The organism is Neobacillus sp. OS1-2 (assembly GCF_030915505.1).
In the GTDB taxonomy this organism is placed as follows: domain Bacteria; phylum Bacillota; class Bacilli; order Bacillales; family Cytobacillaceae; genus Neobacillus.
Map to the genome: position 1 here is coordinate 4,653,383 of NZ_CP133265.1, position 24,118 is coordinate 4,677,500.

The window sequence follows — 24,118 nt, forward strand, 5'->3', positions numbered from 1 at the left end:
GAAACCAGGGGATTTGTTTGCGAAACAGCTCCGTTTATTTGCGAATCCAAAAATCCACAAAAAAAGACGGCACCAACCATGTTGGCACCGCCCATCAAAAATATATTAAGCTGTTGTGTATACTTCTTCCTTATTCTGCTCATGGCGAATCGTTGCTTGTGCAGCAGCCAAACGTGCAAGCGGCACGCGATATGGTGAGCAGCTGACATAATCAAGCCCCGTTCTGTAGCAGAAATCAATCGAGCTCTTTTCACCGCCGTGTTCACCGCAAATACCTGTTTTTAATGTTGGCTTCGTCTTGCGGCCGTGCGTAACACCCATTTCAATAAGCTTCCCAACACCATTCTGATCAAGTACAGCAAATGGATTTTCCGGCAGCACTTTATTTTCAATATAGGCCTGCAGGAATTTCCCTTCTGCATCATCACGGCTGTAACCAAATGTAGTCTGCGTTAAATCATTGGTTCCAAATGAGAAGAAATCAGCTTCTTCGGCAATTTGGTCAGCTGTTATGGCAGCACGTGGAATTTCAATCATGGTTCCAATCGTGTACTCAAAATGCTTACCTGTTTCCTCCTGCACAAGAGTAGCAGCATCAATAACCAGCTGGCGCATTTGCTTTAACTCATTCACATGGCCGACCAATGGAATCATGATTTCAGGCTGAACGGTCATGCCCTTATCAGCCAGTGCAGCCGCTGCATAAAAAATGGCTTTTGCTTGCATTTCGTAAATTTCCGGATAAATGATTCCAAGCCGGCAGCCACGGTGGCCGAGCATTGGGTTATACTCATCTAATTGGCGAACCTTTTTGAGTAATTGCTCTTTTTTCTTTAATTCCGCAGAACCCGGATCTGTAATTTGAAGCTTTGTTACTTCTACTAATAGATCCTCTTTGTCTGGTAAAAACTCATGCAATGGGGGATCCAATAAACGAATCGTGACAGGGAACCCTTGCATCGCTTCGAATATCCCTTCAAAATCACCCTGCTGCATTGGTAATAAGTCGTCCAATGCTGCCATTCTTTCTCCGTAATTTTCAGCAAGAATCATTTTTTGCACTGTTGGAATCCGCTTTATATCCATAAACATATGTTCAGTCCGACATAAGCCAATACCACCTGCCCCGAACTCAAAAGCTTTCCGTGCATCTTCCGGGTTGTCAGCATTAGCGCGGACCCCAATTTTTCGTTCATGGTCTGCCCATGCAAGCAACAACTGAAATTCATCAGAAAGTTCTGGATCAATCATTGGAATTTCACCAAGCATAATTTCACCCGTAGAACCATCAATCGTAATAATATCTCCGTAGTTTACTAGAGTTTCACCAATAGTAAATTGTTTTGCTCGCAAATCGATTTTCAATGCTTCACATCCGCAAATACACGCTTTCCCCATGCCGCGTGCAACAACTGCTGCATGGCTTGTCATCCCGCCGCGGCTTGTTAAAATCGCTTGAGCAGCAACAATTCCATGAATATCGTCAGGTGTGGTCTCAGGTCTGACTAAAATGACCTTTTTCCCGTCATTTCCTAAAGCCTCGGCCTCATCCGCATCAAACACTACCTGTCCAGTGGCGGCACCTGGGGAAGCTGGTAATCCTTTTGCTAAAACTCTCTTTTCAAATTTGTCATCAATGCGGCGGTGCAGCAATTGATTTAATTGGTCAGGGTCAACACGTAGTAAGGCGGTTTTTTTATCAATGATTCCTTCTTCAACCATATCTACAGCGATGCGAATCGCAGCAGCTGCCGTCCGTTTCCCATTCCGCGTTTGCAGGATGAATAGCTGGCCGCGTTCAACGGTAAACTCAATGTCCTGCATTTCTTTATAATGCTGTTCAAGGCGTTTGCATGTATCGGAAAATTGTTGATATACCCTAGGCATTTCATCCTTTAACGTCGCAATAGGCTGTGGTGTCCGAATACCTGCTACTACGTCTTCCCCTTGAGCATTAATTAAATATTCACCGTATAGAACATGCTCACCAGTCGATGGATTTCTTGTAAAGGCAACACCTGTGCCGGAATCATTTCCCATGTTACCAAATACCATACTTTGAATATTAACCGCAGTTCCTAAGTGATCTGGAATTTTATTTAAGCGGCGGTACACAATCGCACGCTGATTGTTCCATGAATTAAATACAGCATTAATCGCAAGGAAAAGCTGTTCCTTTGGATCCTGTGGGAAGTCTTTTCTAGTATGCTTTTTCACAATTCCTTTATAGCCGGCAATAACCCCCTGCCAATCTTCAGCCGTCATTTCAGGGTCGGAGGAATAACCTTTCTGCTCGCGGACCTCTTCTAAAAATTGTTCAAAGTAGTAGGTATCGATTTCAAGTACCACATTACTAAACATTTGAATGAAACGGCGGTAGGAATCATAAGAAAAACGAGCATTGTCCGTTAATTTTGCCAATCCCACAACGGTTTCATCATTCATCCCTAGATTTAAAATTGTATCCATCATCCCCGGCATGGAAAACACAGAACCAGAACGAACCGAAACGAGTAATGGATCTTGAGGGTCTCCCAGTTTTTTACCCATCTTTTCCTCTAATCGTGCTAGAGCTTCTAAAGTTTGTTTTTCTACTATTGTTGGAATCGTTTTACTAGCTTCATAGTAAGCATTACATGCCTGTGTAGTGATCGTAAAACCATATGGTACTGGTAAGCCAATTTGCGTCATTTCTGCAAGATTAGCTCCTTTTCCCCCTAGCAAGTCTCTCATATTGCCATTTCCTTCATTAAATAAGTACACAAATTGATCCATGATTAAAAGCTCCTCTCTTTTTTCAGCACTTCAATAATTAAGCCTGCTGTTTCTTCAACAGCCTTATTTGATACGTTAATGACAGGGCAGCCTACGCGCTTCATGATTTTTTCAGCATGATCTAATTCTTCTAAAATCCTCTCAAAACTTGCATAATTGGCCTGGGAAGCTAACCCTAATGCCCTCAGACGCTCTTTCCGAATTTCGTTTAACTTATCTGGTGAAATAATTAACCCAATGCAATTTTTCCGTGGGATTTGAAATAATTCATCCGGCGGCTGCACTTCCGGGACTAACGGTACATTGGCTACTTTAAAACGCTGGTGTGCCAAATACATCGACAGCGGTGTCTTCGAAGTCCGTGATACACCGATTAACACGATATCTGCTCTTAAAATACCTCTAGGATCACGGCCATCATCATATTTAACCGCAAATTCAATAGCCTCAATTTTCCGGAAGTATTCCTCATCGAGCTTTCTCATCAATCCTGGCTGATGGTGCGGCTCTTTATTAAATTTAGTGACAAATGCATTCATCAATGGACTAAGCAAATCTACGGCCATGATGCCTTCCTCCCTTGCACGCCGGTCCAAATACTCTTTCAATGTCGGGACAACAATCGTATAAGCGATAATCGAATGGTCTTTTTTAGCTAAAATCATCACATCTTCAATATCTTCAAAATCATCCACATAAGAATTGCGGCGAATCTCAACATGGCCACCATTAAATTGTGTTGCAACAGCTTTTACCACAAACTCAGCCGTTTCCCCTACTGAGTCTGAAACCACATAGACCACTTCTTTTTGTACCAAAATTTCAGCCACTCCCTTAGTCTGATTTTTCTTCCATAATTTCTAAATAGGCCCGTGTGATGGTTGTTTTCGTAATTCGTCCGACTAGCAAATATGTATTCTTTTGCTCGTCCATTTCCTTTACTACCGGAAGGGAATCGATGCGATTGTGAATCATCTTTTTCGCCGCTTCGAGCAAGGTCTCTTCCGGTTGAATGGTAATGATATTAGGCATTCTCGTCATGATCACACTTACCGGCAATTCATTCAAATTTTGATTTCCTAGTGAGGCTCTGAGCAAATCCTTCCTAGATATAACACCTGCTAATTGTCCATCCGAATCGACAGCGTATAGCGTTCCGACATCCTCTAAAAATAACTGGACGATCGCATCATAAACGGATGTTGATTTTCCGACGACAATCGGGAGTGCTTTATAATTATTTACTGTTTGATGAAGAAATTTTTCCGATTGTCTTTTAACTGGCAGTTTTTCATTAAAGAAATAACCTACCCGAGGTCTGGCATCTAAGCTGCCTGACATCGTTAAGATGGCAAGATCTGGTCTTAACGCAGCCCTCGATAACGAAAGCCTCTCCGCGATATCCTTTCCCGTAATCGGTCCGTTTTGTTTAACAATTTGCAGGATTTCATCCTGTCGTTTTGTAAGTTTAATCATTAACACCTCCTTCTGTTCAATAAATATGGTTTATTCTATGTATCGCTAACAAATGTGCTATACTTATTTGTATATAGTATATAACATTTAACTTCAATGTGAAACATTAATTTAGAAAAAAGATTCACACAATATAAAAAAAGCCGCCGATTCCGGCGGTAGTTTAGATATTTTTGGAGGAGGGAAAATAAAAAGGCCTCTTAAGGGCCTTGCAGATTGTCGACAAAAGGCATTCCGAATAAGCCTATTCGGGTGCCTTTTGTCATTATTAAGTATTTTTTGCTCAACTTTCCTTTGTCCAGACCCCTCCGGGGTCGTTTTTTATGCCATTTTTGGATTCACCCAAGTCCAGTTTGCCATCTTCTTTAAATTCATGGCAGCAAAAGTAAGCATCGCCTGCATAGACAATTTTTTAAGTCCCCTTAAAGTTGTCCATCGCATCCCATGCTTCTCTTTCGCGTCTGCAAATACACGTTCAATTGTTTCTTTGCGTCGTGCGTAGATTATTTTATTTTCGTCTGTATGCCGAAGGTGTTCAGCTTCCTCAAGATATTCTTCCCAAACATGTCGTTGAATTAGTTTTTGATGGTTTTTACTTTGTGTGCATTGGGATAAAAATGGACATTCTTTACACTGAACTGGATTCGAAAAATACTGCCGATATCCCTCCTTCGTTGTCGTGCTATATTTTAACTCTTGTCCTCCCGGACAAAGGTAGCAATCATAGTGCTCATCATAAACAAAGTCGTTCTTTTTCAAATAACCTTCTTTGGTACGAGGGCGAGTATAAGGTAAAGCGGGACGAATCTCGTTTTCAATTAAATATTGAGCAATAGCAGGTGTTTTGTATCCAGCGTCAGCAGCAACAGCAGCAGGTTTCCCTGAGTTCTCAATGACTTTTTCAAGAAGAGGCTCTAACATTGTACTATCATGAACATTACCTGGGGTAACAATCGTTCCTAAGACAAAACCATTTTTATCGGCAGCTGTATGAAAAGAATAGGCAAACTGCTTCGTCCGCTCATCCTTTACGTAATATCCACTTTCTGGATCCGTGGTACTTTCTTTGATTTCCTTTGTTTCTTCCTTTTCAAATTTGTCAGGTGGGAAAGGCTTTTTACCATGTTCTTCACGATCTCCATTAATTTCTTCTTGGAGACGTTCTTGGTATGCTTTCGTTTCTTTACGAACTACTTTTTTTTCAAATTTACGCTTATTTGCACTTGCCTTAACATGGGTAGAATCAATAAAAACGTGTTCGCTACTTACCAATTTATTTTCGGTTGCCTGCTTTAGGATTCTGTAAAAAATCTGTTCAAATAAGTCTGTATCCTTAAAGCGTCGTTCATAGTTTTTACCGAAGGTGGAAAAATGCGGTACCTTATCATGGAATCCATACCCAAGAAACCAGCGATAAGCTAGATTCGTTTCTATTTCTTCTATCGTTTTTCGCATCGAGCGAATACCGAACATATATTGAATGAATGCCATCTTTATTAATACAACAGGATCGATACTGGGACGCCCTCGTTCAGCAGAATACATCTCTTGAACAAGAGGATAGATAAATGAAAAATCTATGGCAGCCTCTACTTTTCGGACCAAGTGGTTCACCGGCACCAACTGTTCAAGAGTTATCATTTCTAATTGATCCCGATTCATCTGAGTATTTTTGGTTAGCATTTTCTTCATCACCTTCAAAATTAGTAGTATATTCATTATACAAAAAAACTGTAGGCAAATCCCCCAAAAACGGGGGATTTGTCTACAGTCTGAAAGGCCTCTTAAGGGCCTTGAATCATTATTTAAAGTTGTTTTTGATGAACTCATTTTCTTCGTCATTGTTAAGTGTTCCATACGCTTTACCTATTGTTCCGCCTTGGTAGCTCCAGAAATAGTTGTGGTCATCATCAGCATGAGAAAAATCTCCATTTTTCCACCTGTCAAGAATCTTCAATAAATCTCCTTTCCGTTCAAAAGTACTTGTGGACACTATCTCAGAAACCTGTGATATTGTATCTTGAGACATAGGAATGGCACCCCATTTATCTTCTGCTTTCACCTTTTGATGAGTCATTTTATGCATTACGTCAATAACTGCATCTTGGCTGGATTCGGCAGTAAGTCCAGTGTCGTACTGAATACCACCAATGAATTGGGTTTGTTCTTTACTTTCAGTTTCAGCTTTTTTTTCTGGAGACATTGTTTCCACAATTGAAGGTCCAGTAACATCATGAGCTGAATTCGTACTTGCCAATTTCCCCATGATTGTAAATGTAAGATACGTTCCACCAATTAAGATAGCAATTACTGCCGTAACAATTATTAAGACTTTTTTCATTTTTTATATTCCCCTTGAAAGTTCTGTTCATTTAACCTTAACAAAAAATCCAGAATAATTCCATCTTGTTTTTTCTACAAATAGAAATATTTGGACAAATCGCACAATAAAAAAGCCGCCATCGGGGCGGTCTTCTACATTATTTTTGGCAATTAGGACAATAAAATGTTTTTCTGGAAGAAATCATTTTCATCACGATAATGGTACCGCATCGATAACAGTTTTCACCCTCACGATCATATACTTTACATAAGTTATTGTATCCCCCAGTAAGAGTATCTTCCTTATAAAGTGGTTGATCCATATAGCCGCCATTCTTGATGGCATCGTGAAGGACAACTCTAATGGAATGAAATAGTTGGCTTCTCTCACTTTCACTTATATCATCTATATCATTCGTGGGTAAAATGCCAGCATGATAACATATTTCAGCAGAATAACAATTTCCTATCCCAGCGATAAACTCTTGATTGAGCATTGTGGTTTTTAATTTACCATGTTTAGCCGACATTCGTTTTAAAAATTCGCTTAAGGTAAATGTCATCTCTAGCGGCTCCGGACCTAAGTCAGAAAGTTTCTTCTCCGTTTCGTTTTGACTATTTAGATGTAAATATCCTAGACGCAATCCAATAAAATATAGATGCTGCTGCCCAAACGAAAGACGCACTTGAATGGTTCTTTTTGGTTTTTCCGCTTCTGTACCGTAAAACATCCACCCGCCCAACATTAAATGTAATAAAAGGACATGGCTGTTTTGGAGCTGAAACAGCAAATGCTTTCCCCTTCTATTTACGGTGATCACTTTCTGGTGCAGGATGGTTTTCCTGAAAAGCTCTGGTTTTAGATTAATTGATTTTTCACGATTTATTTGAACATCTGTAATTACTTGACCAGCCACTTTTTGATTTAATAAGTTTCTGTAGGTTTCCATTTCCGGAAGCTCAGGCATCGAATAACTCCTTCCAAAAGAGGTTCTTTGGTCATTAGGATGCCCAATTATTTAGAAAAAGAGCAAAATGTTATACCTTATCTACGTTCCCATCTATTCTCTTCAGCAGTTCATATGGACGGACTTTAAATGCTTCATACGGTAAACACTTTCCATTCATCGCATCCAATACTCTTGGAATGAACTTTCCCCGCTTAATATATTGTTTTACGTTTGCAGGATTGATGTGAATAAAACGGACATCTTTTGTTTCCTTCGACATTTTTGGCTCTCCGCCAATACTTTTTCCTAAAAAGACAATGGCAACAGTGCTTTCATTAGAATATACTCCGGTCACACCTTGTAATTGAACAGTTATTCCCGTTTCCTCCATTATCTCGCGGCAGAGTGCCACATCAAGGGTTTCCCCCTCTTCTACCCGGCCTCCGGGAAGCTCCCACGTATCTGCTCGCCAAAATGTTTTAACCAGCAATGCCTCATTATGTTCATTTGTGATATAGCCACTAACTGTTACAGTTTGTTTCGGGGAACTGTATGCACCTGTTGGGTTTAAAAAATCTTTGCTGTGATCAATCAATAACTTACCACGTTTCTGAAGTTGGGTTTGTGCATGCTTATACATTTCATCCCTTAATACTCTTTCCTCAATTTTCTCGTATTCTTCATAGCTTGGAAATTCCCAAATAGCAACAATTTCATCCTTTGGCTCTGTTATCCAACGGCCTACTAATTTTGCACCATTTTTCAATTGGTTGGGCAACACATAATTATGAAAAAACTCATTAAACTCACTGACCTTTTCAGGAAGAATTTGAAACGTTTCTCGAATATAAAACATTTAAGTCCTCACTTAGTTTTTCTCCATTTTACGTAAACAATCATAATACGTTCTTTTTGTTAAATTTGCACTAAAAAAAAATAGAATCAGTCCCCCTTTAAACAGTTGGGGACAGATCCTAATCAACAAAATCTTAAATTGATTTCAGCGCCATTTCTCTTTGATCCTGTGTCCATCCTTGAAGACCGCCAGTATGGATGAAGAGGATGTTTTTTGCATCTTTAAATTGATCTTTTTGTATTTCCGAAACCAGACCGTAAAACGCTTTACCCGTATAAACAGGATCTAACAGAAACCCGTGTTCTCGGCTGGTTTTCATGATGAAAGCCAGCTCTTCTGGTATGCTTTTTGCATAACCGGTGCCGATATATTGGTCATTAATTAAAATATCTTTATACTCTTCAGGTGATTCCAAATCATCATTCAGGTACATTTCCTTCAGTATTTCAGTAATGGTTTCCACAAAGATTTCTGTGTTGTTATCAACCGCGAATCCTTGAATTTTTCGTCTTGCTCCCTGCTTCTGGTTAGCATACCAAAGCCCGGCATAGGTTCCCCCTGAGCCAACAGCAATGACAACCGTATCAAATTGGATCCCTAGATTATTCTCCTGTTGGGTAATCTCTTCAATAGCCGCAGCATAACCTAAAGACCCTACGGCATTTGATGCGCCAACTGGAATTAAATAAGGTTTATGTCCTTGAGATTTTAAGTTTTCAACAATTTCATCCATTTTCTCTTCTCTGGATTCTTCCGGTGAAATTAAGTGAACACGGGCACCAAGCGCTTGATTCATAAAAAGATTTCCCTCAAAATGATTTGGAATCTCTCCTCTGATAATAAGATCACAGCCTAATCCATATTTTGCCGCGACAGCAGCCGTCGCCCTACAATGGTTAGATTGAATGCCTCCAGCAGTAACGAGAGTATCACAACCTTGTTGCAGTGCATCCGCAACAGAAAATTCAAGTTTTCTTACTTTATTTCCGCTTACTTCCGTCCCTGTAAAATCATCGCGTTTCAAATATAGATTTACTCCTAGTTCTTCTCCGAGACGATCTAACTTTTGAATCGGAGTAGGCAAATTAGCGATATGAAGTCTGTCCATGGTGAATCTCCTTTAATCCTCATTTTTATTAGGATTTCAATAGCATAGTTACTTGTTCCCAACCTATCCGCTCTTCCTTATTTGGGTCATTTTCTACGGCACTCTCAGTATTAAATATCATGGTTGATCGATTATTAATGTCATACCTTGGCCATTCAGGAAGGTTCTCTGTGTTTGGATCGCCAGTCCGTGCAAAGTTAATCCATACCTGATGCATTTGATTGGCGACAAGTTGCCTTTCCGGGGAATCCCCCGTGAAGTTTTCAGTATTTGGCTTATTCAATGTGTTCCATACAAATGGAATTTCTAACGCGTGTGTAGCTTTCAGTGTACCATTAAATACGGGTGTTTCCCAATCAAATCGGTACATCCAAACGGGAGCACCCTTGCTTATCTGGATCTCTGATAATTTTTGTGCAGGATTTGTAAAGACACTAGCAGTTAGTAGTTTATTAAAAAGTTCTTGGTTTAGTGGACCACTATTTGAGAATTGTTTTGAAATCACAGGCAGTAAGTGTCCAAATGTTTTTTCAAAAAGAGAATGAACCTTTGCTTCATCTGCGTTCTTCCACTCTGGATCAAATACACTGAAAATATTGTATTCATCTTTGTTCGTACCAATTAGAATAGGTACATCCATTGCTGAACCTTCTGAAATCGCCACTTCTGGATTTTTGGGAAGTGCGATCCCATCAATAACTGGTCCTAAACTCATGGGAGGTACTATGCCAGAAGCGTGAATTAACTGATCAACCGGCATTTCTTCTAATTTAGACAGATTCGTAGAATCAACTTGTAATGCCGCTAATAGATGACCCGCCACTTTTGTGGCTCTTGCCGAAGAATGGACATTTGCAGCAGCACCGCTTTGGAGAATTGCTTTATGGAAAAGACCTTGTGCTGAAGGAAAACCTAGTAATACCCCGATGCTCATGGCACCTGCGGATTCCCCAAATACCGTTACATTGTTCGGGTCTCCCCCAAAAGCCGAAATATTCTCTTGTACCCATTGTAAAGCCGCAACCTGATCAAGAATGCCACAATTTCCGCTAGTCGCATAGTCTTCATTTCCAATTTCTGCAAGGTGAAGGAAGCCCAATATCCCTAGTCGGTAATTGATCGTAACAACAACGACATCACCTTGAGCAGCAAACGAAGCACCGTCATACCAACTACTGGATCCAGATCCTGAAACAAACGCCCCACCGTGAATCCAAACCATTACTGGCCGTTTCTTTTCATCAGCGCCTGGAGACCATACATTTAAGTATAAACAATCCTCATTCATATTTGAGTTATCACTTCCAAAAAACTCCATTATTTCACTTTCTGGTTGTGGGGCAACAGCTGAAAATGAGGTTGCATCTCGAACACCTTCCCAAGAATCCGGCACTTCTGGAGCACGAAAGCGAAGAGTTCCAATTGGTGGCTTTGCAAATGGTATCCCTTTCCACGCAAATACACCATCAATCTGTTTCCCTTGCAGCTTACCGTAAATGCTTTCAACAATCGTTTTGGACATTGATTATACCCCTCTCAAAATAAAATAGCCCTTGGCAAACCTGTCTATTGATGCTGCCTACTTGTATTCGAGAAGAAGATGACAATTTCCTGTTGCTTATCAAATAAATATCAAAAATTGAAATACATAAAGGTCTTTCAGCATGAAAATTCATCAAACACGTATTTAGAATAATTTTACTTATGTAAACACCAGTCGAATAACGAAAAAACAGTGGGAAACAATCGTATCCCACTGTTTATATATTACTGATATTTACCTAACCAGCTATGATATTACTAGAAGCAGTCGTTCAAGTTCCTTCTTCTCGTCATTCGACAGTATATTCTCAGCCAATGGAAATAGCGCTTTTTCTTCCTTGGCAAAGTGTTGTATTAAGGTAGCATGAGCCTGAACGGCGTATACAGTAATCATTTGCGCGTCGTTTTCATTGATGTTTAAACCCGCCTTTTCTGCTTCGGTGAGAAAATCACGTAGATGCTGCTCCGCCTTTTCATGTTCATATTCCATAGCCTCGATGGTTCTGTCATTTTCGCCGAGGCGGCGGGCCATCATAGGGAACAATCCTTCTTCCTCTCGTTTGGAATGTGCCTTAAGCTTCTCATTGAAAGACGAAATCTGCTCGTACAATTTCGCAAACTGCTGAACCACAGCTGGACCCGACTCGAATTCTATCTCTTCCGTGATCTCATAGAAAATATCCATATCTGCCCGGAGAAACACATGTTCGCGCCTTAGTTGCTGCAATGCGGGGCTAAATGTAACCTTCGAATCCTCCACCACAAATCCCTCCTCATTCTTCCTTCCCCATGGATCCTAATTTTTTATATCCAAAAGGGCTCGGATAGAATTGAATTACTTTTATTAAAAGCATACGCCAAACGTATCGATCATTTCGTGATGGGAATCACACAAGAATAATAGATAGGAGTATCACTAAAAGTGTCACACCTGACACACAGGTATCAAGCCGTTTTGGGGTTAAAGAAATGATTTCAGAAGCACCTCGTGCTGTTATTCTCTTGCTTGTTGTTAAAAAAACTATTTCCCGGTCTGTTGGATGCAGCGCCAACTGCTTATCTCGCATTGGCCATATTCATTATCACCAACAGCCACCAACGTTCCATTCGTGTTAAGGCCGAGAGTATGCGCGCAACCCGCAGATACCGCTGCAATACCGTACCAGTTACTTACATTACATTGGCCATGCTTATTCAAACCCACAGCCGCTACCGTTCCATCTGATTTAAGGCCGATGGTGTGATTACTACCCGCTGCTATCGCCACAATCCCGCGCCAGCCACTTACATCGCATTGGTCATGCTTATTTAAACCAACAGCTACAACAGTGCCGTCCGCCCTAAGTCCGACAGTATGAAGGTAGCCTGCCGATACTGCCACAATGTTATTCCAGTCGCTTACATTGCATTGACCATACCGATTATTACCAACAGCCATCACCGTTCCATCCGATTTAAGCCCGACAGTATGCCAGTCACCTGCTGCGACCGCCACCATATCTCTCCAGCCGCTTACATCACATTGGCCTTCATTTTTTCGACCAACCGCCACCACCGTCCCATCCGATTTAAGCCCGACAGTACGACGCCAACCTGCGGCCACTGCTACAATATCACGCCAGCCGTTTACATCGCATTGTTTATGCATATTCCAGCCCACAGCCGCCACCGTTCCGTCCGATTTAAGCCCGATTGTATGCGCATTGCCCGTGTTCGTCGCCATATGAACATTACCCACTGCGACCGCCACCATATCGCTCCAGCCGCTTACATCACATTGGCCATAATTATTATCCCCCGCAGCAGTCACCGTTCCATCCAATTTAAGCCCAACGGTATGACGACGTCCAGCCGCTATGGTATCTTTGGGCCACTCTTTCACCATTAACACTGATACTTCCGGTGAAATGTAATCCATGTTTTACCTCCTTGAATATAAATTCTTCGCGTTATCCCTTGTAGGCATTCTGTAATTCCACAAGATCAAATTTCTTCATTTTAAGAAATGCTTTCGTTACCCGGGCAAGTTGTTCGGGTGTCCCCTTACTCATCATCTGATCCATTTCACTTGGCACAATCTGCCAGGATACACCATACATATCTTTCAGCCAGCCGCATTGCTCGGCTTCAGGAACTGCCGAGAGCTTGTCCCAGTAGTAATCAATCTCTTCTTGTGTGTCGCAGTATACCAAGAATGAAATTGCCTCGTTAAAACTGAATTTATGATCGTGTGCGCTATCCATTGCAGTAAACCACTGATTTTCTAAATTGAAATCAGAAAACATGATTGTCCCTTCTTTGTCAGGTTCCATGCCATTAGGATAGCGGGCAATATGCCCCTGCTTGGCATTTTTAAATACTGATAAATAAAAATGAATGGCTTCTTCCGTATGGCCACATTTATCACCTACAAACATAAATGAAGGCATTATTGCTGGCCGCTCCTCACCCTCTGGATTCGTTAAAATTAACTGCCACGACAACCCATACTTGTCTTGAACCCAGCCATAGCACTCACCGAAGGGATACTTTTCAAGTGGCATTAACACGGTTCCATTTTCGGACAATTTGTTCCGAACCTCAAATATTTTTTCACTTGCGTCTTCTTCTCGTGAAGGGTCAAAATTAACTGTAAAAGAAACCGACGGATTGATTTTGAAATATGGTCCTGCACTAATTGCCATGAACTTTTGCCCCCATAGCTCAAAAGAGACTATATCTGAGTTGCCCGACGGTGTATCGTGGATTGAAGTTACATCCATTATTTTTGAGTTTGGAAAGATGGAAACGTAAAAATCAGCTGCTTCTTTGGCTTCCTTGTCATACCACAAATGGGGCACGATCTTTTGATTTGCATTTGACATCATTTTGCCTCCTACTATTTTCTAATCACTTTTCCTACACCAGAATGTGATCAAAATTCCAGTGTAAAGAATTTATTTATCATTTTTGTTTATTTTACCATTTTTAATCAGATTTTTAATTTCTAATCGTTTTCCGAATTTGTCTTTCAATTTACGCAATCTCTCTACCTATTTTTATTGCAAATGCAACAAAGATAGGATGATGATGAACATAACCCAAAAATTAAAAAGCTTTTTCCTACAGAGAAAGGAAATAATGTTTATCCTTTCATAAAAAAAGAAAATGACCATTCCAACAAGGTTGCATTAAAGGGATTTTCTGAAGTGGAAATGGGTGATGATTCACTTGAAATCGAGAGGATTTATGTAAAGAAAAAATTTCAGAAACACGGTCTTGGTAAATTTCTTCTTAATAAAGCGATTGAAAGTGCGATGGAACATAGTAAAAAGAAATTATGGCTTGGGGTCTGGGAAAAAAATGAAAATGCGATTGCTTTTTATACGAAAATGGGGTTTGTTCAAACTGGATCCCGCTCTTTTTATATGGGTGATGAAGAACAAATTGACTTAATTATGACCAAAACACTCATATAATCTTTTTAAGGTTGGCTATTAGATAGAAAAGGAATTAAACAATCAAAAGATAGATTTTTTTCAGAAACTAACTCTAAAACAAATGTAGCCATTATTTTAATATGGCTACATTTGCGTTTTATATTTTTTACTTCATTTATTTGTTTTTGTGTCGACTCGATCAACATCTAGCTTCAACATGGTAAAGCTCACAATGCCTGAGAGGAGTGCCCCTCCTATTGCGATCAATATGCGCATTGGAAGTTGTACAGCTGCATGATACTTGCCTAGCATCCATAACGCAATAACCGCTACAATAACCATAACGGGTATGACAATTTTCAAATATTTCATGGTGTCCCCTTTCCTTTATTCTCTTGATAAATAGCATTTATTTTCAGCTACAAAACAATTAATTTTTTGAACTATTTACCTCCACAGCCCATATATCAGCCAATTTTAGGGTCCAATCACCGAATTCTAGAAAGCAACAAACTAGTAGAAAAGAGCCTTCTTTTTTAGCATAGCACAAGACCCCATCGTTCGCTATCCTCCCCCAGCCCGAACTTGGTACTAACAGAACACGTCTACTCATATTCTTATAAAAGAAAACATGAGAAGGAGGGGAAAGTTGGGTGAAAAAGATTAAGGTTCGTTTACGTCCCATTATGACGAAGTTAAATCTACCCACTGTTTTAAAAACAACAATACTTCCGGGAGACTCAATTGAAAGATTATTTATCGCAACCCAGGTCGGAGAAATCTTTTACATAGCCAACGGAGGTATAAGGACTTTTTTGGATATTCGCCCGCGAATTCTAAAATTAGGCGGTCCTAGAGGTGGTTATGATGAACGGGGATTGCTGGGATTGGCGTTTCATCCCCAATTTACTTATAACGGTCTGTTTTATCTCCATTACTCAGTAGCCGGAACACAAGGACCAGGTGCTCTTTCTGAACAGTTTAAGCCTGATCCATGTGAGCCAAAAACCATAAACTTAAGGTGGACAAATAGAGAAACACAATATAATCATATTGATACATTGGAAGAATGGATTTTACAATCGAATGGCCAACCTCAAAAGCGAAGAACATTGCTTAACTTAAGAAGACCATTTCTTAATCATAATGGGGTCAATAGTTTAAACTTTTCACCTGAAACAGGAAAACTTGTGTTAACCACCGGAGATGGTGGATCAGGCTATGATCCATTTAATTTAAGCCAGAATCAAATGGAAATAGCCGGTAAAATCATTGAAATTGACGTAGGTAAACATACATCAATCTCTCCTCCACCAGTAGTCACACGTTTTAATGAACTTCCCCTACCTATTCAGGAAACACTTTCGGTAATGGCCATAGGAGTCCGCAATATCCCAGGTATTTCATTTCAAAGGAATAATAATCAGTACATCAAATATACGGGGAACGTCGGACAGGATTTGGTAGAGTCGATTTTTTCATTCATTCATTATTACCCAATACCGGTTCATCAGCTTGTCCAAACTTCGTTAATGAAACCTAAATCCACCCACAAAGGATTGATTAACTTTGGCTGGCGAGGGTGGGAAGGCGCTTTTCCAACTTCAATAATACGGGACTGCTCCGCAAATCCCGATTTGGATGAGAAAACAATTGCTTATTTCGACGAAGCAGTCCAAACTTCAGTTATGCGTATTCAGCCTCTTACTAGTTATTTTCATAAAGATCGAAGGCCCGATAAGTTTGGGGGAACCTCACTTACGGGAGTGCAATCCTATATGGGGAATGGAATCCCCGATTTAACTGGTAGCGTTGTATTTTCTGATCTTGCTCGAAGAGAATCTCAACCGCAGGTTAGGGGTGCTTTGGCATATACCAGATTCAGAGCAGATGGTAAACTAAATGATTTTAGTGTGATTGAAACCAATTATAATTTTGGGTCTCAATCAGCATATTTTGTTAGTTTGGGAACGAATCTGGATCAATCCAAACTCTATTTAGGTGTTCATGGCTCTATGAAAGTGACTGATTTTAACCAAGGGACTGTTTTTGAAATTGTTCCATGATTACTTTAGCAACAAATTTTTTTAGAAAAAAATAGTGTGCGATAATGGCTATTTTTGTACTCTAAACATTTTATATAGTCTGGTAGGAAAAAAAAGTTTTATGTGGGTACAAAAAAGCTCCCACTAACAGTGAGAACCCTGAAGTTTTTTGTTATTAAATTTCATTTACCGCAGCATTTCTTGTATTTTTTCCCGCTTCCACATGAACATGGATCATTTCGGCCGATTTTAGTTTCGTTTCGAACCGGAACACTTGAAAGAGAATTCACCTGTTCTGGTTCACCTCTAAAGTCCATCACGTTTTCCATTGCTACCTTTCTCCAAATTCGCAGTTCAGGATGATCTAGGCCCAAAATTGAAAAGTAGCTATAAACGGTCTGTTCGATGTCCACCAGGCCTGATGAATATTCCAGTTTCATATGTTCGGTTATTTCAGGCAGTGCTTCTTTAGAAAAATGATGGCAAAGTGATTCAGTCAGCATATCTTGTTCATCAAGTTCTTTCGTAGAGCGATAGGCATCTCGTAATACCTGAACAGCATAATCTGACTTAATATTTTCAATAACCGAGGCAGCATAAATGATGGAATCATGATTCCGAAGATATGGGGCTACTTCCTTCACTACCTCATCGGATTGGAATCCAATGAGTGCAACAGAAACTTCCTCTAACAAAACATCCTCATCACGGTTCAATAAACTAGCCAGTAAAGGAATATATTGTTCCATTTTTAATAACCCAATCATATAAACGGTTAAGATTCCATTAGATGAAAACCATGCTTCTTTTAGATTCTCTTGAAAGACTGTGTGGATTTCTGCTTCCGTCACCCATCCTTTTTTCACCAAACAAGCCGCCAGATTTTTTGCTTTTATGTAGTTGTCATGCTGGAATGAAGTGTCACGATCAAGGTCATATAGAAGTTTTCCATATTCGGTGTAAACTTCTTCCTCCGTTCCTGTTAACATTAGCTCATATAATGACCATCTATCCGCCGGAACAAAGGTTTGAAGCTGCTCCTTATATTTTAAGGCTAGTTCGGGTTCGATTTGATTAAATAGTCTGAAAGCTAAATGACGTTCGGATGGATCCATCAATGGGATATTTTCCAGTAGAATCCTAACGCCCTCTTCATTGATGGTTTGATTTTCTACATAAAGTAAGATCGTTGATTGTTTGTCTTTGCTTTTAAAGGCATCTTTCAACAGTTCATTGGTCCATTCTTCGGGGACCAATGGATAATCATGCAACGCGTACAGAACTACTTCTTGGATTAAGATATCATCGCTAAGCAAATGTGGCTTAATCTTTTCTAAAAATGTCATGATGTATTCCTCTCATTCTCTATCTACCTTCTGCCTCATTGTACTTTATCCTCTATGGAAAGTAAAAAATTCTAAAAGAGTCATGCGATTTGGCACACGAAATACTCATCATTAAAAAAGCCCGGTCACTCCCGAATCTTATCGAGGAGAACTCAACAATTTGCGGGGAGTGACCAGGCACATTATTTTTTTGGAAGTTTCAGTTTTTGTAAGTCTAAATACTTACTATTTGAGCTTTGTTCAACTTAAGATCAAAGCGATCTGCATTCATTACCTTGACCCACGCAGCAATAAAGTCATGGACAAACTTCTCTTTGTTATCCTCTTGAGCATAAACTTCTGCTATGGCACGCAGTACGGAGTTTGATCCGAGCACGAGATCGACTCTTGTTGCAGTACGTACTACTTTACCTGTTTTGCGATTACGGCCTACATATATGTTTCCTTCAACAGGCTTCCACTCGACACTCATGTCGAGTAAATTGACAAAGAAATCGTTAGTGAGTATGCCCACACGATCCGTGAATACACCATGTTCTGTACCAGCATGATTTGCACCTAGAACACGCATACCGCCAACAAGTACAGTCATTTCTGGTGCAGTAAGATTTAAGAGTTGTGCCTTGTCTACTAACAGTTCCTCAGGACTTACATGATGCTGTTTCTTTTGATAGTTACGGAAACCATCTGCAATAGGCTCTAGTACTTCAAAGCTTTCAGCATCAGTCTGTTCTTCCGTTGCATCGCCGCGACCGGCAACAAAGGGAACTGTAACATCAAAGCCAGCATCTCGTGCTGCCTTTTCTACTGCAGCACTACCACCAAGAACAATCAAATCGGCAAGGCTAACCTGCTTTTTTAATTTACTTTGAATGTCTTCCAGTACACGAAGAACTTTTGCAAGCTGTACCGGCTGATTCACTTCCCAATCTTTCTGCGGAGCAAGACGAATGCGGCCACCATTAGCGCCTCCACGCATATCTGAGCCACGGAAAGTACTAGCAGAAGCCCAGGCAGTTGAAACTAACTCACTGACTGTAAGTCCAGAATCCAGGATTTTTCCCTTAAGTTCTACTACCTCCGCATCTGTTAATTCATAATCTACAGTTGGAACAGGATCTTGCCAAATAAGATCTTCTTCAGGAACCTCTGGGCCTAGGTATCTTGCTTTTGGCCCCATATCACGGTGAAGAAGTTTGAACCAACCTCTGGCAAATACATCAGCAAATTCTTCTGGATTCTGATGGAAACGACGAGATATCTTTTCGTATTCGGGATCATAACGTAATGCCATATCCGCGGTAGTCATCATCGTTGGAACTTTTACGGATGAATCTTCTGCATCCGGTGCAAGATCCTTCTCATCAGGATTTACAGCAAGCCACTGAAATGCACCTGCAGGACTCTTTGTAAGCCACCATTGGTACCCAAACAATAGATCAAAGTAACCATTATCCCACTGTGTTGGATTAGCCGTCCAAGCACCTTCAATCCCACTGGTGATGGTGTCATGCCCCTTACCACTGCCGTGTGTGCTCAACCAACCTAACCCTTGTGCTTCGATAGGGGCAGCTTCTGGTTCAGGACCAACATGTGCAGCATCACCTGCACCGTGTGCTTTACCAAAAGTATGACCGCCTGCAATTAATGCCACTGTTTCCTCATCGTTCATCCCCATACGTGCAAAGGTTTCACGTATGTCGCGAGCACTAGCAATTGGATCCGGTTTACCGTTTGGACCTTCAGGATTAACATAAATAAGCCCCATCTGAACGGCAGCAAGTGGGTTTTCTAGCTCACGGTCCCCCGAGTAACGATTATCACCTAACCATTCTGTTTCAGTTCCCCAGTAGATATCTTCTTCTGGATGCCAAATATCTTCGCGTCCTCCTCCAAACCCAAATGTTTTACCACCCATGGATTCAATGGCAACATTACCCGCTAGAAGGAGCAAGTCAGCCCAAGAGATCTTGTTTCCATACTTTTGCTTAATCGGCCATAACAGCCTGCGAGCTTTATCAAGGTTACCGTTGTCTGGCCAGCTGTTAAGTGGTGAAAACCTCTGTGCCCCTGCTCCACCACCACCCCTGCCGTCGGTTATACGATACGTACCAGAGGCGTGCCAAGACATACGGATAAATAATGGACCATAATGACCATAATCAGCAGGCCACCACTCTTGATTGGTTGTCATTAGCTCCTGAAGATCCTTCTTAAGAGCATAGTAGTCTAGTTTTTTAAATTCCTCTGCATAAACAAAGTCTTCTCCCATTGGGTTAGATTTTCTGTCATGCTGATGAAGAATGTTCAAGTTCAACTGGTTTGGCCACCAGTCTCGATTTGAGGTACCGCTTGATTTGTAACTAGTAGCGCCTCCGTGATGAAACGGGCACCCCTCTGAATTAGCATTGTTTTTCACGTCCATATTTTTTCCCCTCGCTTTGTCAATTAAGTAAGAAATAATTATTCTTCTAGTAGTAGGAAAACAAACTGATGACAATAACTATTCTATTTATATTCTACTAAGCTATTACTAAAAATTGAAAAAATAACGATCATAATCACAAATTCGTAACATTTAGGAAAGCATTTTATGTCTTCATTCCCAATAAAAAAGACTGCAGGTGAAGAAACACCATACAGTCTATTGACACGTAACCATATTTATTTATACCAACCGAATAGACCCAAACTCTCCATGTGGATGGTTTTGTAATTTAAATTTTCTATACTCATATTCTAATTTCGATAGTGGAAACTTATACAGCTGTTGATCTTCTTTGGGATAGACGTTTAAAAAAATTAATTTATTGATAAGTTTTTGTCTCTTTTTTTCATCATTAATTTTCATCGGAAACACTCCTTTTGTTTTACAAAAACCATCCTTTGAATACAACAACTATTAAATTCGTAATTTGATTAACTTTATTATAACATATAATTCCTACCTGTAAAGTATGAATTGAATTTTTTTGAAGGCTCTATCATCCTATCTGTGCCTTCGCAATTTCCAATAAAAAGGGTATCCTGTTTCAGACTGCCCGATTCCCGAATCAGAAGTATCGTCAACTTCTTCACACTCGTTTTAATTGGTTCCATTTCTTCTATTTTTATGTATTATGTGCTTATATAAATCTCTTCTTGGAGATAAATAAAAAACGTTCCTTACAATGTGTAAGAAACGTTAAATCCACCGCCTTGGCAAGCGATGATAGTATACCGATGGTCGGGGTCGAACCGACACTCCTTACGGAACACGATTTTGAGTCGTGCGCGTCTGCCAATTCCGCCACATCGGCAAAAGATGAAATTCTGCAGCATAAAGCAGCATGATAATTATTTTGGCAGGGGCAGTAGGAATCGAACCCACACTGAAGGTTTTGGAGACCTTAGTTCTACCTTTAAACTATGCCCCTATAATGGTGGAGGGGGACGGATTCGAACCGCCGAACCCGAAGGGAGCGGATTTACAGTCCGCCGCGTTTAGCCACTTCGCTACCCCTCCACATATGAACATAAATAAAAACTGGAGGAGGAAGAGGGATTCGAACCCCCGCGCGGTGTTACCCGCCTGTCGGTTTTCAAGACCGATCCCTTCAGCCAAACTTGGGTATTCCTCCATTTTTTCAAAAAAGATTACTTTGGTAGCGGCGAAGGGAGTCGAACCCCCGACCTTTCGGGTATGAACCGAACGCTCTAGCCAGCTGAGCTACACCGCCAAAAATATATGTTTTTAGAAAACTACTCCTGGTCGGGAAGACAGGATTCGAACCTGCGACCCCTTGGTCCCAAACCAAGTGCTCTACCAAGCTGAGCTACTTCCCGAAACCGAATGGTGCCGAGGACCGGAATCGAACCGGTACGGTAGTCACCTACCGCAGGATTTTAAGTCCTGTGCGTCTGCCAGTTCCGCCACCCCGGCTAAAACAAAAGCGGAAGACGGGATTCGAACCCGCGACCCCCACCTTGGCAAGGTGGTGTTCTACCACTGAACTACTTCCGCAAATATGGTAAGTTATTTTGCTAGCGCAAAAAACTTTGGTGCGGGTGAAGGGAGTCGAACCCCCACGCCTTGCGGCGCCAGATCCTAAGTCTGGTGCGTCTGCCAATTCCGCCACACCCGCATTTTTATATTCTAGGAAACTAATAAAAAAAAGTAAAAAAGGTGCCGGCGAGAGGACTTGAACCCCCAACCTACTGATTACAAGTCAGTTGCTCTACCAATTGAGCTACCCCGGCACAGTTAACATGATATGTTTATGGTGGAGGATGACGGGTTCGAACCGCCGACCCTCTGCTTGTAAGGCAGATGCTCTCCCAGCTGAGCTAATCCTCCATTGATAACAGCCTGGCAATGTCCTACTCTCACAGGGGCGCATGCCCCAACTACCATCGGCGCTGAAAAGCTTAACTTCCGTGTTCGGTATGGGAACGGGTGTGACCTTCTCGCCATAATTACCAGACTAATTTAATTGAGAGATCGTTCTCTCAAAACTAGATAATGCAGAAGAAGTTTGTAAAATCAAGTTCGCTTTTATAATTTGTCTAGCTCCAGCGTCCAGCAACTAGTGTCCTTCGGTCTTTTCCCTACGATAAGTCAACATCGAATCGCTAACGCTCTTCGTGTTTCCTTTATCTCAGTCAAAGCCCTCCAGGCCATACGTTGCTAACCGGCCGCTTCCGCTTTTCTATTTGGTTAAGTCCTCGAACGATTAGTATCAGTCAGCTCCACATGTCGCCACGCTTCCACCTCTGACCTATCAACCTGATCATCTTTCAGGGTTCTTACTAGCTTGCGCTATGGGAAATCTCATCTTGAGGGGGGCTTCATGCTTAGATGCTTTCAGCACTTATCCCGTCCGCACATAGCTACCCAGCGATGCCCTTGGCAGAACAACTGGTACACCAGCGGTGCGTCCATCCCGGTCCTCTCGTACTAAGGACAGCTCCTCTCAAATTTCCTGCGCCCACGACGGATAGGGACCGAACTGTCTCACGACGTTCTGAACCCAGCTCGCGTACCGCTTTAATGGGCGAACAGCCCAACCCTTGGGACCGACTACAGCCCCAGGATGCGATGAGCCGACATCGAGGTGCCAAACCTCCCCGTCGATGTGGACTCTTGGGGGAGATAAGCCTGTTATCCCCGGGGTAGCTTTTATCCGTTGAGCGATGGCCCTTCCATGCGGAACCACCGGATCACTAAGCCCGACTTTCGTCCCTGCTCGACTTGTAGGTCTCGCAGTCAAGCTCCCTTGTGCCTTTACACTCTACGAATGATTTCCAACCATTCTGAGGGAACCTTTGGGCGCCTCCGTTACTCTTTAGGAGGCGACCGCCCCAGTCAAACTGCCCACCTGACACTGTCTCCCACCCCGATAAGGGGTGCGGGTTAGAATTTCAATACAGCCAGGGTAGTATCCCACCGACGCCTCCACCGAAGCTAGCGCTCCGGTTTCTCAGGCTCCTACCTATCCTGTACAAGCTGTACCAAAATTCAATATCAGGCTACAGTAAAGCTCCACGGGGTCTTTCCGTCCTGTCGCGGGTAACCTGCATCTTCACAGGTACTATAATTTCACCGAGTCTCTCGTTGAGACAGTGCCCAGATCGTTACGCCTTTCGTGCGGGTCGGAACTTACCCGACAAGGAATTTCGCTACCTTAGGACCGTTATAGTTACGGCCGCCGTTTACTGGGGCTTCGATTCAGAGCTTCGCGTGAGCTAACCCCTCCTCTTAACCTTCCAGCACCGGGCAGGCGTCAGCCCCTATACTTCGCCTTGCGGCTTCGCAGAGACCTGTGTTTTTGCTAAACAGTCGCCTGGGCCTATTCACTGCGGCTCTTCAGGGCTATGAACCCTAAAGAGCACCCCTTCTCCCGAAGTTACGGGGTCATTTTGCCGAGTTCCTTAACGAGAGTTCTCTCGCTCACCTTAGGATTCTCTCCTCGCCTACCTGTGTCGGTTTGCGGTACGGGCACCTTTTATCTCGCTAGAGGCTTTTCTTGGCAGTGTGGAATCAGGAACTTCGGTACTATATTTCCCTCGGCATCACAGCTCAAGCGTGGTGAGAAGCGGATTTTCCTACTTCTCGCTCTAACTGCTTACACGCACATATCCAACAGTGCGCTTACCCTATCCTCCTGCGTCCCCCCATCACTCAAACGATAAAGAGGTGGTACAGGAATATCAACCTGTTGTCCATCGCCTACGCCTTTCGGCCTCGGCTTAGGTCCCGACTAACCCTGAGCGGACGAGCCTTCCTCAGGAAACCTTAGG

At 41.8% G+C, this 24,118-nt stretch carries 18 protein-coding genes, 11 tRNA genes and 2 rRNA genes (1 of these 31 only partly in view); 2 read left to right on the forward strand and 29 right to left on the reverse strand.

Annotated features, from left to right (window positions below; all coding sequences use genetic code 11):
• Nucleotides 1-105: 105 nt before the first annotated feature.
• The 12 genes from ppdK to RCG19_RS23260 form a co-directional block, all read right to left on the reverse strand.
• Nucleotides 106-2,775 carry a pyruvate, phosphate dikinase gene (ppdK, locus tag RCG19_RS23205; protein ID WP_308109126.1) on the reverse strand — a complete coding sequence of 890 codons (2,670 nt, stop codon included), beginning with the start codon at nt 2,773-2,775 and terminating at the stop codon, nt 106-108.
• Nucleotides 2,776-2,777: 2 nt separating this feature from the next.
• Entirely contained in the window at nt 2,778-3,593 is an 816-nt protein-coding gene (locus RCG19_RS23210) for a pyruvate, water dikinase regulatory protein (protein ID WP_166240593.1), read from the reverse strand.
• Between the two features lie 16 nt (nt 3,594-3,609).
• Nucleotides 3,610-4,251 carry a transcriptional regulator CcpN gene (locus RCG19_RS23215; RefSeq protein WP_166240591.1) on the reverse strand — a complete coding sequence of 214 codons (642 nt, stop codon included), beginning with the start codon at nt 4,249-4,251 and terminating at the stop codon, nt 3,610-3,612.
• Nucleotides 4,252-4,572: 321 nt separating this feature from the next.
• Nucleotides 4,573-5,934 carry an IS1182 family transposase gene (locus RCG19_RS23220; protein WP_308109128.1) on the reverse strand — a complete coding sequence of 454 codons (1,362 nt, stop codon included), beginning with the start codon at nt 5,932-5,934 and terminating at the stop codon, nt 4,573-4,575.
• Between the two features lie 118 nt (nt 5,935-6,052).
• The gene (locus tag RCG19_RS23225; RefSeq protein ID WP_308109129.1) at nt 6,053-6,592 is read right to left on the reverse strand and encodes a DUF6241 domain-containing protein; all 540 of its coding nucleotides are present in this window, start codon (nt 6,590-6,592) and stop codon (nt 6,053-6,055) included.
• A gap of 139 nt (nt 6,593-6,731) precedes the next feature.
• On the reverse strand, nt 6,732-7,541 hold the full coding sequence (mutM, locus tag RCG19_RS23230) for a bifunctional DNA-formamidopyrimidine glycosylase/DNA-(apurinic or apyrimidinic site) lyase (protein WP_308109130.1): 810 nt from the start codon (nt 7,539-7,541) through the stop codon (nt 6,732-6,734).
• Nucleotides 7,542-7,611: 70 nt separating this feature from the next.
• A complete protein-coding gene (locus tag RCG19_RS23235; RefSeq protein WP_308109131.1) occupies nt 7,612-8,379 on the reverse strand; it encodes an NUDIX domain-containing protein in 768 nt (255 codons plus the stop codon).
• Between the two features lie 133 nt (nt 8,380-8,512).
• On the reverse strand, nt 8,513-9,487 hold the full coding sequence (locus RCG19_RS23240) for a 1-aminocyclopropane-1-carboxylate deaminase/D-cysteine desulfhydrase (RefSeq protein ID WP_308109132.1): 975 nt from the start codon (nt 9,485-9,487) through the stop codon (nt 8,513-8,515).
• Nucleotides 9,488-9,515: 28 nt separating this feature from the next.
• Nucleotides 9,516-11,009: a carboxylesterase/lipase family protein gene (locus tag RCG19_RS23245; protein ID WP_308109133.1), complete on the reverse strand. Its 1,494-nt coding sequence runs from the start codon at nt 11,007-11,009 to the stop codon at nt 9,516-9,518.
• A 267-nt stretch (nt 11,010-11,276) separates the two neighbouring features.
• The gene (locus tag RCG19_RS23250; protein ID WP_308109134.1) at nt 11,277-11,789 is read right to left on the reverse strand and encodes a hemerythrin domain-containing protein; all 513 of its coding nucleotides are present in this window, start codon (nt 11,787-11,789) and stop codon (nt 11,277-11,279) included.
• Between the two features lie 261 nt (nt 11,790-12,050).
• On the reverse strand, nt 12,051-12,947 hold the full coding sequence (locus RCG19_RS23255; RefSeq protein WP_308109135.1) for an RCC1 domain-containing protein: 897 nt from the start codon (nt 12,945-12,947) through the stop codon (nt 12,051-12,053).
• A 31-nt stretch (nt 12,948-12,978) separates the two neighbouring features.
• The gene (locus RCG19_RS23260; RefSeq protein ID WP_308109136.1) at nt 12,979-13,893 is read right to left on the reverse strand and encodes a VOC family protein; all 915 of its coding nucleotides are present in this window, start codon (nt 13,891-13,893) and stop codon (nt 12,979-12,981) included.
• A gap of 270 nt (nt 13,894-14,163) precedes the next feature.
• Here RCG19_RS23260 and RCG19_RS23265 point away from each other — a divergent pair, with 270 nt between their 5' ends.
• Entirely contained in the window at nt 14,164-14,487 is a 324-nt protein-coding gene (locus RCG19_RS23265; protein WP_374049631.1) for a GNAT family N-acetyltransferase, read from the forward strand.
• 132 nt (nt 14,488-14,619) lie between these two features.
• On the opposite strand, the gene RCG19_RS23270 is transcribed toward RCG19_RS23265, so the two are convergent.
• On the reverse strand, nt 14,620-14,820 hold the full coding sequence (locus RCG19_RS23270; protein ID WP_166240574.1) for a hypothetical protein: 201 nt from the start codon (nt 14,818-14,820) through the stop codon (nt 14,620-14,622).
• A 281-nt stretch (nt 14,821-15,101) separates the two neighbouring features.
• Here RCG19_RS23270 and RCG19_RS23275 point away from each other — a divergent pair, with 281 nt between their 5' ends.
• Nucleotides 15,102-16,514: a PQQ-dependent sugar dehydrogenase gene (locus RCG19_RS23275; protein WP_308109137.1), complete on the forward strand. Its 1,413-nt coding sequence runs from the start codon at nt 15,102-15,104 to the stop codon at nt 16,512-16,514.
• Nucleotides 16,515-16,675: 161 nt separating this feature from the next.
• Here RCG19_RS23275 and RCG19_RS23280 read toward each other — a convergent pair whose 3' ends face one another.
• From RCG19_RS23280 to RCG19_RS23355, 16 genes are all read right to left on the reverse strand, one after another.
• A complete protein-coding gene (locus tag RCG19_RS23280) occupies nt 16,676-17,839 on the reverse strand; it encodes a YecA family protein (RefSeq protein ID WP_308109138.1) in 1,164 nt (387 codons plus the stop codon).
• Nucleotides 17,840-18,053: 214 nt separating this feature from the next.
• Nucleotides 18,054-20,264 carry a catalase/peroxidase HPI gene (gene katG, locus RCG19_RS23285; protein ID WP_308109139.1) on the reverse strand — a complete coding sequence of 737 codons (2,211 nt, stop codon included), beginning with the start codon at nt 20,262-20,264 and terminating at the stop codon, nt 18,054-18,056.
• A 243-nt stretch (nt 20,265-20,507) separates the two neighbouring features.
• Nucleotides 20,508-20,690 (reverse strand): Fur-regulated basic protein FbpA, encoded by a 183-nt coding sequence (locus tag RCG19_RS23290; RefSeq protein ID WP_166240566.1) that lies wholly within the window; start codon nt 20,688-20,690, stop codon nt 20,508-20,510.
• Nucleotides 20,691-21,056: 366 nt separating this feature from the next.
• Nucleotides 21,057-21,138 (reverse strand) — tRNA-Leu (locus RCG19_RS23295).
• Between the two features lie 43 nt (nt 21,139-21,181).
• Nucleotides 21,182-21,255, reverse strand: a tRNA-Trp gene (locus RCG19_RS23300).
• Between the two features lie 4 nt (nt 21,256-21,259).
• Nucleotides 21,260-21,344 (reverse strand) — tRNA-Tyr (locus RCG19_RS23305).
• A 22-nt stretch (nt 21,345-21,366) separates the two neighbouring features.
• Nucleotides 21,367-21,459, reverse strand: a tRNA-Ser gene (locus RCG19_RS23310).
• Nucleotides 21,460-21,481: 22 nt separating this feature from the next.
• A tRNA-Met gene (locus tag RCG19_RS23315) sits at nt 21,482-21,558 on the reverse strand.
• A gap of 29 nt (nt 21,559-21,587) precedes the next feature.
• Nucleotides 21,588-21,664: transfer RNA gene (locus tag RCG19_RS23320), tRNA-Pro, on the reverse strand.
• A gap of 8 nt (nt 21,665-21,672) precedes the next feature.
• Nucleotides 21,673-21,761 (reverse strand) — tRNA-Leu (locus tag RCG19_RS23325).
• A gap of 9 nt (nt 21,762-21,770) precedes the next feature.
• Nucleotides 21,771-21,842, reverse strand: a tRNA-Gly gene (locus RCG19_RS23330).
• 36 nt (nt 21,843-21,878) lie between these two features.
• A tRNA-Leu gene (locus RCG19_RS23335) sits at nt 21,879-21,963 on the reverse strand.
• 42 nt (nt 21,964-22,005) lie between these two features.
• Nucleotides 22,006-22,078 (reverse strand) — tRNA-Thr (locus tag RCG19_RS23340).
• A 21-nt stretch (nt 22,079-22,099) separates the two neighbouring features.
• A tRNA-Val gene (locus tag RCG19_RS23345) sits at nt 22,100-22,175 on the reverse strand.
• Between the two features lie 10 nt (nt 22,176-22,185).
• Nucleotides 22,186-22,302 (reverse strand): 5S ribosomal RNA (rrf, locus tag RCG19_RS23350).
• A gap of 229 nt (nt 22,303-22,531) precedes the next feature.
• Nucleotides 22,532-24,118, reverse strand: a 23S ribosomal RNA gene (locus RCG19_RS23355) (it continues 1,368 nt past the right edge of the window).